11 protein-coding genes are annotated in these 13,909 nt (G+C 61.6%); 3 read left to right on the top strand and 8 right to left on the bottom strand.

Annotated features, from left to right (window positions below):
• Positions 1-51: 51 nt before the first annotated feature.
• From C2U40_RS13755 to C2U40_RS13730, 6 genes are all read right to left on the bottom strand, one after another.
• Entirely contained in the window at positions 52-1,017 is a 966-nt protein-coding gene (locus tag C2U40_RS13755) for an alpha-L-glutamate ligase-like protein (protein ID WP_011705412.1), read from the bottom strand.
• Positions 1,018-1,020: 3 nt separating this feature from the next.
• Positions 1,021-2,559 carry an inactive transglutaminase family protein gene (locus C2U40_RS13750; RefSeq protein ID WP_011705413.1) on the bottom strand — a complete coding sequence of 513 codons (1,539 nt, stop codon included), beginning with the start codon at positions 2,557-2,559 and terminating at the stop codon, positions 1,021-1,023.
• Between the two features lie 3 nt (positions 2,560-2,562).
• On the bottom strand, positions 2,563-3,351 hold the full coding sequence (locus tag C2U40_RS13745; RefSeq protein WP_039213166.1) for an ATP-dependent zinc protease family protein: 789 nt from the start codon (positions 3,349-3,351) through the stop codon (positions 2,563-2,565).
• Positions 3,352-3,403: 52 nt separating this feature from the next.
• A complete protein-coding gene (gene cmoB, locus C2U40_RS13740) occupies positions 3,404-4,381 on the bottom strand; it encodes a tRNA 5-methoxyuridine(34)/uridine 5-oxyacetic acid(34) synthase CmoB (protein ID WP_181014817.1) in 978 nt (325 codons plus the stop codon).
• Positions 4,378-5,127 carry a carboxy-S-adenosyl-L-methionine synthase CmoA gene (gene cmoA / locus C2U40_RS13735; RefSeq protein ID WP_103827966.1) on the bottom strand — a complete coding sequence of 250 codons (750 nt, stop codon included), beginning with the start codon at positions 5,125-5,127 and terminating at the stop codon, positions 4,378-4,380. The genes cmoB and cmoA overlap by 4 nt, the downstream gene beginning before the upstream one ends.
• A 393-nt stretch (positions 5,128-5,520) precedes the next feature.
• Positions 5,521-6,369, bottom strand: a complete 849-nt coding sequence (locus C2U40_RS13730; protein WP_042066602.1) for a DUF72 domain-containing protein — start codon at positions 6,367-6,369, stop codon at positions 5,521-5,523.
• Positions 6,370-6,801: 432 nt separating this feature from the next.
• On the opposite strand from C2U40_RS13730, the gene aspS reads away from it, so the two are divergent.
• The 3 genes from aspS (at position 6,802) to C2U40_RS13715 (ending at position 11,303) form a co-directional block, all read left to right on the top strand.
• Positions 6,802-8,568, top strand: a complete 1,767-nt coding sequence (gene aspS / locus C2U40_RS13725) for an aspartate--tRNA ligase (RefSeq protein WP_158656442.1) — start codon at positions 6,802-6,804, stop codon at positions 8,566-8,568.
• A gap of 95 nt (positions 8,569-8,663) precedes the next feature.
• A complete protein-coding gene (locus C2U40_RS13720) occupies positions 8,664-9,404 on the top strand; it encodes a YebC/PmpR family DNA-binding transcriptional regulator (RefSeq protein ID WP_011705419.1) in 741 nt (246 codons plus the stop codon).
• 282 nt (positions 9,405-9,686) lie between these two features.
• Positions 9,687-11,303 carry a phosphoethanolamine transferase gene (locus C2U40_RS13715; RefSeq protein ID WP_103827965.1) on the top strand — a complete coding sequence of 539 codons (1,617 nt, stop codon included), beginning with the start codon at positions 9,687-9,689 and terminating at the stop codon, positions 11,301-11,303.
• Between the two features lie 232 nt (positions 11,304-11,535).
• Here C2U40_RS13715 and nagC read toward each other — a convergent pair whose 3' ends face one another.
• Together nagC and nagA are read right to left on the bottom strand one after the other, a co-directional pair.
• Positions 11,536-12,750, bottom strand: a complete 1,215-nt coding sequence (gene nagC, locus C2U40_RS13710; RefSeq protein WP_181014816.1) for a DNA-binding transcriptional regulator NagC — start codon at positions 12,748-12,750, stop codon at positions 11,536-11,538.
• 4 nt (positions 12,751-12,754) lie between these two features.
• Positions 12,755-13,900 (bottom strand): N-acetylglucosamine-6-phosphate deacetylase, encoded by a 1,146-nt coding sequence (gene nagA / locus C2U40_RS13705; protein ID WP_103827963.1) that lies wholly within the window; start codon positions 13,898-13,900, stop codon positions 12,755-12,757.
• Between the last annotated feature and the right edge of the window lie 9 nt (positions 13,901-13,909).

The raw sequence follows: 13,909 nt of genomic DNA, 5'->3' as shown, positions 1-13,909 counted from the left end.
CAGTCATAAAAAAGCGCGCCCTGTGGCGCGCTTTTGTCATGAGTGTCCGGACTACTCGTCAAAGATGCCGAAGTGATCCTTGGCGAAGTTGACCCGCTGCTCCACGTTCATCTTCACCTGACCCAGCTTCTCGATGGTCTTGAGGTTGGGCACCAGACCGCGGCCGTTGGCGATCTGGATGGCGAGGCCCGGCCGAGCGTTGAGCTCCAGCAGCATGGGGCCGCGGAACTTGTCCAGCACCATGTCGGTCCCGATGTAGCCCAGGCCAGACATCTCGTAGCAGGAGGCCGCCAGGGTCAGCAGGGTGTCCCAGTGGGGCACCTTGAGCTCATAGAGATCGAGGCCGGTGTCCGGGTGGTGGCGCAGCGGATTGCCGAACTGCACTGCCCGCAGCGCACGGCCGGTGCGCAGGCACAGACCCACCCCCACTGCGCCCTGGTGCAGGTTCGCCTTGCCGTCGGACGCCGCGGTGGAGAGGCGCATCATGGCCATCACCGGGAAGCCCTTGAAGATGATCACCCGGGCATCGGGAACCCCTTCGAACGAGTAGCCGTCGAACACGTCATCGAAGTTGATGAGGCCTTCCACCAGCGCCACGTCGGGCTTGCCGCCCAGCGAATAGAGCCCGGCCAGGATGTTGGAGACATGGCGCTCCAGATCCTGCCCGTTGGAGGCGCTGCCATTGGGCTTGTAGAACAGGCCCTCTTCCTGGCGCAGGATCACCAGGATCCCCTTGCCGCCGGAGCCACGCGCCGGCTTGATGCAGAAGCCCGGCCAATCCTTCACCAGCTCGGTGATGCGGCTCACGTCGTGCTGGGCACGAATGGTACCGATCAGTTCCGGTACCGTGACGCCGGCATCCAGCGCAATGCGCTTGGTCTGCAGCTTGTCATCCACCAGCGGGTAGAGGCTGCGCGGATTGTAGCGGCTGATGTAGGAGTGGTTGCGCTTGTTCATGCCGAGGATGCCTGATTGGGACAGGCTCCACGGGGTGGTGTACTTTTCCCAGAACCACATCTGTTACTTGTCCTTACCCGGAGTGGCACCCGATTTGATCTCGTCCACCAGCGGCTTGAAGCGCTTGAGCTCGCTCAGCTTGTAGCCGGTGTAGTTACCCATCAACAGCACGGTCGCCATCAGCACCAGCTGCAGGCCGAGGAAGTTGAAGGTGAGGTGACGGATCAGTTCGTTATCCATGGCCAGATAGGCGATGACGGCCACCAGCAGAGAGCCGCCACCCTGGCGGAACACCTCTTTCGGACCCTCTTCTTCCCACAGGATGGACATCCGCTCGATGGTCCAGGAAAGGATGATCATCGGGAAGAAGGTGATCTTCATGCCATCGGTCAGTCCCAGCTTGAAGGCGAACGCGGAGAAGATGCCGATCATCGAGATCACCATGATGATGATGGCCGATATTCGGGCGACCAGCAGCAGGTTGAGCCGCGACAGGTAGGAGCGGATCACCAGTCCGGTGCCGACGATCAGCAGGAAACCGATGAGACCGGTGACCAGCGAGGTCTGGATGAAGGCGACCGCGATCAGCACCGGCATGAAGGTGCCCGAGGTCTTGATCCCCACCAGTACCCGCAGGAACACCACCATCAGCACGCCGATCGGGATCAGCAGCAAGCCCTTGAACAGGGTCTGCTCTTCCAGCGGCAGGCTGTGGATGGAGAAGTTCATCATCTCCGATTTTTCAAACTTCTGGGCCAGCGCCACGCTGACCGGCTGTTCCTGCTCGATCATCGAGAAGCTGACGCGGGAGTTGTGACCACCGGTCACGTCCAGCAGGGCGCCGGAGTTGTATTCCCACAGCAGCAGGTTGGCAGGGCGGCCCTGTTCACCGGTCTGCGGGTTGAACAGCTTGTAGTCGGTCGGGCTGTTGAACACCTGCAGGTAATCCACCAGCTCCTGACGACGGCGACCATCTTCCAGGCTCAGTGCGTGCACGACACGGGTCGGTACGTCGGCGTTGTTGAGCAGCTCGGCGATCAGGTTGGCGCGGCTCTTGTGCTTCTTCAGCAGCTCGGCGTTCTGCTCCTGCTTCTCGATTTCCTTGATGATCTCGCGGGTGAGGGTGTAGCCGTCGGCGGAGCGCTCCTGGGCACGTTCCAGGATCTGCTTCATGGCGGTGGCGTAGGGCTCGCTCTCGATCTGCTTCTCGATGGCCGGCGGCAGCGGGTTGGCAGCCGGTTTGGCATGGGCATCAGCCATCATGTCGACGCGGTAGTAGAGCTCCTGACGGCCGGAGGCGCTGCGGATGGACCACTCGGCGCGGGCATCGCCATCCTTCTCGACGAAGGAGAGGCCGTAGCCTGGGCTCGCGGCGTTCTCGTTCATCAGGGTGAAACCGGGCTGGGTGCCCGGAATGGCCAGGGAGGCGATCACCGGCTCGCCGGTGGCCTCGAATTCCAGCTTGGCTTCGATGGACCAGATCTGGCGTTTTTCACCCGGCGTGAGCGGTACGTCCAGCGCGATGTGGTGATAGAACGTCATCCCCAGGCCGACAATGTACAGCAGGGCTACCAGCAAATAGAACGGCTTACGGGAAACCATGGATTATTTCACATCCTTGAGCTTGGGTTTGGGTTGGATATATTCGCGGGCCACATCAACCACGGCGATGTCTTTCAAAAACTCACGGCCCAGCAGCACGGGGAAGGCCATGTCGCTGCGGTCCTTCAGGGTAAATTCGGCCTTCTCGGTCATGTCGCCGATGCGTACCGCAAGTCGCACCACCGGACGGCGGTCGAGATCGTCGGCGGAAGCCTGACGCACCCGCACGTGGCGCACCAGCGGCGCTTCAATCTGGATCTTGTCGTCCATCTCCTGATGGCTCAGGAAGAAGCGCACCCAGTTCTTGCCGTTGCGCTCGAAGATGGTGATGTCCTGGGCGCTGATGGAGGAGGTGGTGGCACCGGTATCGACCCGCGCCTGGAAGGCGTCGTTGGCCGCGTCAACCCAGATCCACTCCGCCTCGCCGACCAGCAGCTTGCCGTCGACGGTGTGACCCTGGCTCGGGGCCTGGCACTTCTCGGTCGGGATCGCCATGGGCTTGGGCGGCTCGGGCGGCAGGGATTCGAGCTTGCTGCCGACTTTGTTCACGGACTCTTTCATGTTGTTGACATCAGTGTTGAGCTGAACCAGCAGGTGCTGTTGCTGCACATACTGCTTCTGTTGCTGTTCCATGGATGTTTGCAGGCGCTGCTCGCTCAGATTGATCTCGTTGCGAAGCTCGGCCAGCGTCAAGGTAGGTACCGGGGGCGCTTTCTCCATACTGACACACCCGCCGAGACTGAGCAGGGAGAGCAGGGTCATTCCTTTTAATTTGCTTTTCATGTCATTCATTTAACTGTGCTTCCTGGAATTGGGTCAGTGTAACTTCCACAGCCGCCATCGGCTAGTCTTTGGCCTTTCTGGCAATCAGTACGGCACGTTTCGGTGCCGGGTGTCCTTCTACCGTGAGTGCGGGATTGGTTGGATCCAGATAATCACTCAGGGATTCATTAATCATCCAGTCGGTACGACGCTGTTCGTCGGTGCTGGTCATATTCTCGTCGACAATCCGCACATCGGTAAATCCGCAGCGCTCGACCCACAACTTGAGGGCCGCGCTGGAGGGGATGAACCAGACGTTGCGCATCTTGCCGTAGCGATCGGTGGGCACCAGCACGTCGTTGACGCCGCCGTCGATCACCAGCGTCTCCAGCACCAGCTCGCCGTCGTCTTTCAACTGGTTGCGCAGTTGTTCGATGTGTTCGATGGGAGACTTGCGGTGATAGAGCACTCCCATGGAGAAGACAGTGTCAAACGCCCGCAGCTCCGGCAGCTCCTGAATGCCGAGTGGCAGCAGGTGGGCACGCTGGTCGTTGCCGGCAAAGTGGCGAATAGCCTCGAACTGGCAGAGGAACAGCGGGCTCGGATCGATGCCGACCGCGAGTTTCGCCCCTTCGCCCACCATGCGCCAGAGGTGGTAGCCACTGCCGCAGCCCACGTCCAGCACGTAGCGACCGGCAAGCGGGCTGATGTGGGGCAGTACCCGATCCCACTTCCAGTCGGAGCGCCATTCGGTATCGATGTGGATGCCGTGCACCGTGAACGGCCCCTTGCGCCAGGGCATGAAGTGGCGCAGCAGGCTCTCCACCTTCTTGCGTTCCCCTTCGCCGAGGCTCTCGGCCGAGCCAATTTCGACCCGGCTGTGCAGCTCGATGTGGCCGGGGGCCACCTGCGGCAGCTTGTTGAGGGCGCGGTTCCAGCGCGGCAGATCACCGTGCTGGTTGTCGTGCTGCCAGGCGTGTAGCTGGGCGGGCAGGGTATGCAGCCAGTGGTTCAGCCGATTCTTGGCGATCAGCTGATAGAAGTTGGCAAAGTCGATCATGGCTGGGCAGGCTCGCTCGATTTGATGGCAATCATGGAGCCGAAGTTGAAGCACTGGAACCAGAGATCCTGATGGGCGAAGCCGGCATCCCGCAGGCGGGCCTGATGCACCGGCAGGCTGTCGGTGCGCATCACGTTCTCAAGGGCGGTACGCTTCTGGCTGATCTCCAGCTCGCTGTAACCGTTGGCGCGCTTGAAGTCGAGGTGCAGGTCGATGAGCAGCTCGTTGACCGGCGCACCTTCGAAGCGGAATTTTTCGCTCAAGATCAGGATCCCGCCCGGGCGCAGCCCATCAAAGATGCGCTGGATCAGGGCGGCCCGCTTTTCGGGCTCGACGAACTGCAGGGTGAAGTTGAGCACCACCACGGAGGCGTTCTCGATGGCGATGTCGCAGATGTCCGCCTCCACCAGCTCCACCGGTACCTCGGACTTGAAGCCGGAGAGGTGGGCGCGGGCACGCTCGATCATGGGGTGGGAGAGATCCACCGCCGTGATGTGGCAGCCGGGCTGGGTGACGTGGCGACGCATCGCCTGGGTGGCGGCGCCGAGCGAACAGCCGAGGTCGTAGAGCCGGCTCTGTGGCTGGGCGTAACGGGCGGCCATCATGCCGATGGCGGAGATGATGTTGCTGTAACCCGGCACCGAGCGCTGGATCATGTCGGGGAAGACATCGACGACCTGTTCGTCAAAGCAAAAATCCCCCAATCGAGCGATAGGGGCGGCAAAAATCTGATCTTTGGTATGCATGCTGGCGCAACCTGACAGCCGGTGCGCGAACCGACTGTTTTGTTCAATTGAATCGTTGGGTGACACCGGTCCGGGCCGGGTCGTCACCGGTTCACGAACGGGGTGGCGGGCCTTGAGATCCATCGGGCCGGTTCCGTTCGCAATGGACCATCATCCTGGTCCTTTCTGAGGGCGGCACCATCTGCGGCAACGAGTTGCAGCGCACTGGCGTCAGGGCCCTGTTTATGGCGCCGGACGCCTGCCTGCATCGGATTGTGCTGGGCTGGCGGTCCGGGTCCTTACTTGGGGCGCTAGTGTAGAGGAAAGGTCGGCGTTTGTCTTGACGCCAAGCCCCGTCCAGCCACAAAAAAACGGCTTTTTTTCGCGGCGGGGAAGACGGGATAAGGCGGCTGACTAAAAGGGCAGCACGCCCTGCTGCGCGCGATCGTTTTCCCCCGGCCAGGGGGCCATCTCTTCCCCCAGCAGGCGGGCAACCTGACGGGCCAGCTCGGGGGACTGAGCGTTGTCGGCCGTATGTATAAAGAGGTAGAGATCTTTGCCCTCCGCCAGCCACTGGCGCCAGTGAGGGAGCCAGCCTGGCAGAAAGGGGTGGTTGGCGGCCGGATCCGGCAGGCCGATGAGCCGCACCACGGGGGCATTGGCAGTAGCAAGCAGGTGCACCGGCAGCCTCGGCTTCTTGCCCTGGGCATCGATCATGGCTGCCGTGGTGGCCGGCACCGAGAACAGCGGCCGGCTGTCGAGCATGATGCGGTTGATGCCTCTCTCCATCAGCAGCCGGTTCAACTGCCGCTCCGCCTCGCCCTTGGCGAAGAAATCGGGGTGGCGCACCTCGAGGGCATAGCGAAACGCCGGTGGCAGCCGTTCGAAAAAGGCCGCCAGCCGGGGCAGCCCCTGTGGGCCGAAGCGGGCGGGCAGCTGCAGCTTGAGCAGTCCCAGCTTGTCATGCAAGGGCTCCAGCAGGCGGATGAAGTCGCTCACTTGCTTGTCGGCGCTCACCAGATCGCTCTGGTGGCTGATGGTTTGCGGAAACTTGAAGCTGAACCGAAAGTGGGCGGGCACCGCATCGGCCCAGCGCCGGACCGTGTCGGGGGTCGGCGAGGCGTAGAAGGTGGTATTGCCTTCCACCGTGTTGAATACCCGGGCATAGTGGGCGAGGTGCTCGGCGGGCTTGGCGCCCACGCCCAGCAAGTGACCTGGCCAGGCCGGGTGAGACCATTGTGGCAGGCCCAAAAAGAGGCTCATGAGGGATCCTGTCTGCGGGTTTATCTCGTTTTACCCCCCTTTTTTGCCCCGGGATGTAAAAAACAGGGCAAAGGAGGCTGCTGGCCATTTTACCCAAATGGGGGTTTTCCTCTATAATGCCAGCCCTTTTGTTTGCCAATTTGTTGTGACTCACGCCGCTGTACGCATATTGTGACGACGGCAGCGGCCATGATGCGGCCAAACAACAATCGCTTGCCGATGCCCTCCGCCCGACACCCCGGCCGCTTGCCAGCCGCCTCTGGTCGAGCCGATATCGGCGGCAGGTGTCCGATCCCGGCGGTCGGACAGTACGAGACAGATTTCAAACCGGGCAAGAACAGGATCTGGCCAGCTGTGAGACAGACGGTGCTTGCCAGTCGTGCCCGGCGACCCAGGTTAACCGTCTCTCTACAAATTCGAAGGAAGAAGTCCATGCGCTCTATCTATTGCGGACAGGTCAATGAGGCCCATGCAGGGCAGACCATTACATTGTGCGGTTGGGTCCATCGTCGTCGCGATCTGGGCGGCCTCATCTTTATCGACATGCGCGACCGGGAAGGGATCGTGCAGGTGTTCTTCGATCCGGATAAGCCGGACGCCTTTGCCCTGGCCTCCGAACTGCGCGGCGAATTCTGCATTCAGGTCTCCGGCGTGGTACGCACCCGTCCCGGCTCCCAGCGCAACAGCGACATGGCCACCGGTGCCATCGAGGTGTTTGCCCACGAGCTGACCATCATCAACCGTGCCGAGCCGCTGCCGCTGGACTTCAACCAGGTCAACAGCGAAGAGGTGAGCCTCAAGTATCGCTACCTGGACCTGCGTCGCCCCGAGATGGCCAAGTACCTGAAGACCCGCGCCAAGGCCAGTGCCTTCGTGCGCCGCTTCATGGACGAGCACGGCTTCCTCGACATCGAGACCCCGATGCTGACCAAGGCCACCCCGGAAGGGGCCCGTGACTACCTGGTGCCGAGCCGCGTGCACAAGGGCAAGTTCTACGCTCTGCCGCAATCCCCGCAGCTGTTCAAGCAGTTGCTGATGATGTCCGGGTTCGATCGCTACTACCAGATCGTCAAGTGCTTCCGCGACGAAGACCTGCGTGCCGACCGCCAGCCGGAATTCACCCAGATCGACGTGGAGACCTCCTTCATGACCGCGCCGCAGGTGCGTGAAATCATGGAAGAGATGATCCGCAAACTGTGGCTGCACATCCTGAACGTGGATCTGGGCGACTTCCCGATCATGACCTTTGACGAAGCCATGCGTCGCTACGGCTCCGACAAGCCGGACCTGCGTCTGCCGATGGAGCTGGTCGATGTGGCAGATCTGCTGACCGCGGTCGAGTTCGCCGTGTTCGCCGGCCCCGCCAACGATCCGAAAGGCCGCGTGGCTGCCCTGAAAGTACCGGGCGGAGCCGAGCTCTCTCGCAAGCAGATCGACGAGTACACCAAGTTTGTCGGCATCTATGGTGCCAAGGGCCTGGCCTGGATGAAGGTCAACGAAGCGGCCAACGGCATCGAAGGGGTACAGTCCCCGGTGGCCAAGTTCCTCTCCGACGCCATCGTGCGCGAGATCCTGGCCCGTACCGGCGCGGCCGATGGCGACATCATCTTCTTTGGTGCCGACTCCAAGAAAGTGGTGTGCGATGCCATGGGCGCCCTGCGTCTGAAAGTGGGCCGGGATCTGGGTCTGCTGGAGAACAGCTGGAAGCCGCTGTGGGTCATCGACTTCCCGATGTTCGAAGAGGATGGTGAAGGCGGTCTGGCGGCCATGCATCACCCGTTCACCGCGCCGAGCGGCCTGAGCCCGGAGCAGCTGAAAGCCAACCCGGTAGGCGCTTACGCCAACGCCTACGACATGGTGATCAACGGCTACGAAGTGGGTGGCGGTTCTGTCCGTATCCACAACAGCGAGATGCAGGCCACCGTGTTCGACATCCTGGGGATTACCCCGGCCGAGCAGCGTCTGAAGTTCGGCTTCCTGCTGGATGCCCTGAAGTACGGTACCCCGCCGCACGCCGGCCTGGCCTTCGGCCTGGACCGTCTGAGCATGCTGCTGACCGGTACTGAAAACATCCGGGATGTGATTGCCTTCCCGAAAACCACGGCGGCCGCCTGTCTGATGACGGACGCCCCCAGCTTTGCCAACGCCGCCCAACTGGGCGAGCTGGCGATTGCGACCACCGTCAAGGGTGATGAATAAGCCGTTACCGGCAGCAAAGGCCGCAGCAATGCGGCCTTTCCCTTGCATTAGTCATGACCAGTGTTACTGAAATTCAAAAATAACGGAGAGTCCCTATGGCAGGTCACAGTAAATGGGCCAACATCAAACACCGCAAGGCGGCGCAAGACGCCAAGCGCGGCAAGATCTTCACCAAGCTGATCCGCGAAATCACCACCTCCGCGCGTCTGGGTGATGCCGATCCTGCCAACAACCCGCGCCTGCGTGCGGCGGTGGCGGCTGCCCTGACCGGCAACATGACCCGCGACACCATCAACCGTGCCATCCAGCGTGGCGCCGGCGGTGGTGATGGCGAACAGCTCGAGACCATCGTGTATGAAGGTTACGGCCCGGCCGGCTCTGCCGTCATGGTGGAGTGCCTGACCGACAACCGCAACCGTACCGTTGCCGAAGTGCGTCACGCCTTCAGCAAGTGCGGTGGCAACCTGGGTACCGATGGCTCCGTTGCCTACCTGTTCAGCAAGAAAGGGCTGCTGACCTTCGTGGGTGTCGATGAAGATGCTCTGATGGATGCCGCCCTGGAAGCCGGTGCCGACGACGTGGTGACCGAAGAGGATGGCTCCATCGAGGTGTATACCACCCCGAACGATTTCGGCACCGTGCTCGATGGTCTGGAAGCCGCCGGCTTCAAGCCCCAGAGCGCCGAAGTGACCATGATCCCGTCCACCGAAGCCGAGCTGGATGCCGAGACCGCGCCCAAGCTGATGCGCCTCATCGACATGCTGGAAGATCTGGACGACGTGCAGGAGGTGTACCACAACGGCTCCATCTCCGACGAAGTCGCCGCGACCCTGTAACCCGGTTCGTGAACACTCCGGTGGCGACGCTCTGTTCGCCCCCGTTAAAACGGCAGCCTCAGCTGCCGTTTTTCTTGTGATGGCCTGACGCCTGAAGGCCGTGCCGGCCATGACATTGCCCGCCTTAATTTTCCCTTAAGTTTGGCTTTTTAAGCTGCCTGCCGTGTCCGGGCCTCGCTGCCCCTTGCCGCCATCACCTCGGGAGGAGGGATCGGCAAGCGAGACTGCAACAAGAGGTGCCCTGTGTGGCCCCTGTCCTGCCTGGTTTGTCGGAGTATCGTTATGCGCATCACCCTGGGTGTGATGAAGGTGAATCTGTTGCTGGTGCTGTTGTTTGCACTGGTATTCAACTGGCCCATTTTCCTGCACTTTTACACCATTCTCACCAAGCTGGAACACGTCAAGACGGGCTTCGCCCTCTCGATCCCCTTCGTGCTGCTGGCCGCGCTCAACGCGGTGTTCCTGCCCTTTACCTTCCGTTATCTGCTCAAGCCCTTCTTCGTGCTGCTGATCCTGATGGGATCCGTGGTCAGCTACGCCATGCTCAAGTACGGCGTCATCTTCGACGTGAGCATGGTGCAGAACATCGTCGAAACCAACACGGGGGAGGCGACCTCTTACTTCAATGCCTCCATCCTGCTCTGGTTCGTGCTGACCGGCCTGCTGCCTGCGCTGGTTCTGCTATGGGTGAAGATAGAGTATCCCCGTCCCTGGTATAAGGGGCTGGGCCTGCGGCTTGGCTCCATCGCCCTGTCCCTGCTGTTTCTGGTGGGAGTGGCGGCGCTCTATTACCAGGATTACGCCTCGGTCGGGCGCAACAACAAGTCCCTTGGCAAGGAGATAGTGCCGGCCAACTATGTGCACGGCCTCTATCGCTACGCCACCGACATCCTGTTTGCCACTCCGATCCCGTATCAGCCGTTGGGGACGGATGCCAGGGTGGTGGGGCAGGGTGGCAAGCCGACCCTGATGTTTCTGGTGGTGGGGGAGACGGCGCGCAGCCAGAACTACTCCCTCAACGGTTACGGCAAGGCCACCAACAGCTTCACCGCGCGGGAATCGGGCATGGTCTCGTTTCGCAACGTGCGCTCCTGCGGCACCGCCACCGCGGTCTCGGTGCCCTGCATGTTCTCCAACCTGACGCGGCGTGGCTATGACGATACCCTGGCCCAGTCCCGCGACGGCATGCTGGATGTGCTGCAGCACGCCGGCGTCTCCGTACTGTGGAAGGAGAACGATGGCGGCTGCAAGGGGGTGTGCAAGAACGTGCCTACCATCGAGATCGAGGCCAAGGATTTTCCCCAGTACTGCCAGAAGGGTTCCTGCTACGACGAGGTGATGCTGGAGGGGCTGGATCGGCAGATCGCGCAGATGAAGGGCAACAAGCTGGTGGCCTTCCACCTGATGGGCAGCCACGGTCCGACCTACTATCGCCGCTATCCCGCCAGTGAGCGGACCTTCGTGCCGGACTGCCCGCGCAGCGACATCGAAAACTGCACCAATGAAGAGCTGGTCAACACCTATGACAACACCATCCGTTACACCGACAAGGTAGTGGCCCGTCTCATCGACAAGCTCAAGACGCTGGAGAAGGATTACAACGTGGGGCTGGTCTATCTGTCGGATCACGGCGAATCTTTGGGCGCCATGGGGCTCTACCTGCACGGCACGCCCTACAAGTTCGCCCCGGACGATCAGACCCGGGTGCCGCTGATGACCTGGTTCTCACCCCAGTTGCAGGCCGATCGCCAGCTGGATATGACCTGTCTGCAGCAGGAGGCGGCCAGCAAGCGCTTCTCCCACGACAACTTGTTCCACTCCATGCTCGGCATCATGGATGTGCAGACCCAGGTGTATGACGGTGCGCTGGATCTGTTCAAGCCTTGTCGGGCTGGGTGAATGGGTAAAGGTGAAGCGGCGCGACAATCTGTTGCCCCGCACCATGCTCGGCATCATGGATGTGAAGACCCAGGTGTATGACGGAGCGCTGGATCTGTTCAAACCGTGCCGGGCGGGGTGAGTCACCGCGTCCGATTACGCCGCTACGCGGCTAATCGAACCTACGCTCGAAGAATCTATCAATAAAAACGGCAGCCACTGGCTGCCGTTGTTGTTTCGCAAGGCCGGGACCTTACTTCTGCTCCATGATGATCTGCAGCAGGTCTCCTTCCAGCAGGGCCCGCTTCACCAGCGCGAAACCGCCGACGGTGGGTTGATTCTGGAAGCGTGCCTTCACGATGGGCAGGCCGCGATGGAAGCTTGGCAGCGACTGGTGCTCCACGCAGCGGCGGATGGCCGGGAACAGGATCTCTTCGGCGGCGGTGATTTCGCCCGCGATCAGCACCTTCTGCGGGTTGAACAGGTTGACCGTGATGGCCACCGCTCGTCCCAGATGCTCACCCACGTTCTCGATCACGCTGCGGGCCAGCTCGTCACCGGCCATGGCCGCCTTGCACACCTCCTGGATGGTGATGTGCTTCTCCTGCAGCGAGCTCAGGTGGCCGCGGCTGATGAGCTCCTTCACCTTGTCGACGATGGCCTCGTTGGAGGCGATGGTCTCCAGGCAGCCGAAGTTGCCGCAGTGGCAGCGCTTGCCGAGCGGTTCGACCTGGATGTGGCCGATTTCGCCGACGTTGCGGTTCTGGCCGAGGAACACCTTGCCCTTGGTGATGATGCCAGAACCCGCCCCCTGATGGACGCTCACCAGGATGGAGTCCATGCAGTCGCGGGACTCGCCGAAGAAGTGTTCGGCCAGTGCCAGCGAGCGGGTGTCGTTACCCACATAGCAAGGCAGGTTGAAGTGGTTTTCCAGCAGTTTGGCCAGCGCCAGATTGCGGATCTGGTACTTGGGGGTGTAGATGACCATGCCCGATTCCGGATTGACCAGACCCGGCATGGTCAGCGCGATGCTGATGAGGTTGCGGCTGCGATCCTGCTGGGAGTCGATGAAGGCACCGATCTCCCGCAGCAGCATGTTGACCACCGGCTGTTGCTCGATCTCGGTCACCTGGGTGATGTGCTGATCGAGCTCCTTGCCGTCGAGGTCATACAGGGCGAGCTGCAGGTAGCCGCGGCCGAGCTTGGCGGACACAAACTGGAAGCGATGCTTGATGGTGGTCAGGGAGATGGCGCGCCGTCCGCCGGTGGAGGCTTGCGGCGAGGTCTCCTTGATCAGGCCATGCTCGATCAGTTGCCGGGTTATCTTGGTCACGCTGGCCGGGGCCAGCTGACTCAACTCGGCAATTTTGACCCGCGAGATGGGCCCCTGCAGATCGATGAGCCGATACACGGCTGCACTGTTGACCTGCTTGATAAGATCTACGTTTGCTATTTGTCCGCCAGTCATAGTGTCACTGTGTTGTGTAGTGTCCGTTAACCACGGTCCCGCAGACCGTGAAGGCCTGATCAAAGACAGTCAGGTTGGCTATTTTTCCGACCTGGATACTACCGAGACGTGAGTCCCATCCAATGGCGCGAGCAGGGTAAAGGGTGGCCATTCTCAGTGCTTCATCGAGCGGTAATCCGACCTGTTTGACCAGATTCTCCACCCCCTCAATCATGGTGAGGGCAGAGCCGCCGAGTGTACCATTCTCGTCGACGCACTGACCATCGCGGAAATAGACGGTTGCGCCACAAAAATCAAACTTCTCAAAGCCTTCCGGTGCCCCTGCCGGTGCGGTCGCGTCGGTGACCAGCACCAGTCGCTCTCCCAGCATCTTGTGCGCGAGGCGCACGTTGGCCCAGTGCACGTGATGACCGTCGACGATGACGCCGGCGTAGACATCCTTGCGATCGTAGATGGCACCGACCACGCCCGGCTCGCGGCCGTTCACGGTCGGGGTCATGGCGTTGTAGAGGTGGGTGGCAAAGCGCATGCCGTTGTCGAACCCGGCCATGGCCTGGTCATAGTTGGCGGCGGTATGGCCTGCGGAGACCAGAATGCCAGCCTCCACCAGCCGGCGGATGTGCTCCGGCTTGTTGCGCTCCGGCGCCAGGGTGATCTTGGCGATGGCATCCGCGTTGGCGCAGAAGAAGTCGATCATCTCGTCGGCGGGCTGGCGGATCTGCTCGGCCGGGTGGATCCCCTTGCGCTTGAGGTTGGTGTAGGGCCCTTCCAGATGGACGCCCAGTACTTCGTTGGGGTGCGCAGCCATGTAGTCGCGGGTGACGGCGACGGCCTGCTTCATGTCTGCGTCCGGACTGGTGATCAGGGTCGGCAGGAAGCTGGTGGTACCGGATTTCAGGTTGGCGGCCTGCATGGTCGCCAGGGTCTGGGTGGTGATGTGGCCGTTGAACATGACGCCGCCACAGCCGTTGAGCTGGACGTCAATGAAACCGGCGCTCAGGTTGGCACCCTTGAGATCAATGCGTTCGATGCCTGCCGGCAGTTCGGCCAGGCGGGAGATGGCGACAATCTTGTCGCCCTCGATGACCACCCCGTAACCGGTCAGCACGCAGCTGCCGGTGTAGAGGGTGCAGTTGGTCAATGCGTACATGGTGACTCC

Source organism: Aeromonas sp. ASNIH4, from assembly GCF_002934425.1.
Classification (GTDB): Bacteria; Pseudomonadota; Gammaproteobacteria; order Enterobacterales; family Aeromonadaceae; genus Aeromonas; species Aeromonas hydrophila.
This window is presented reverse-complemented; position numbering and strand designations above follow the sequence as displayed.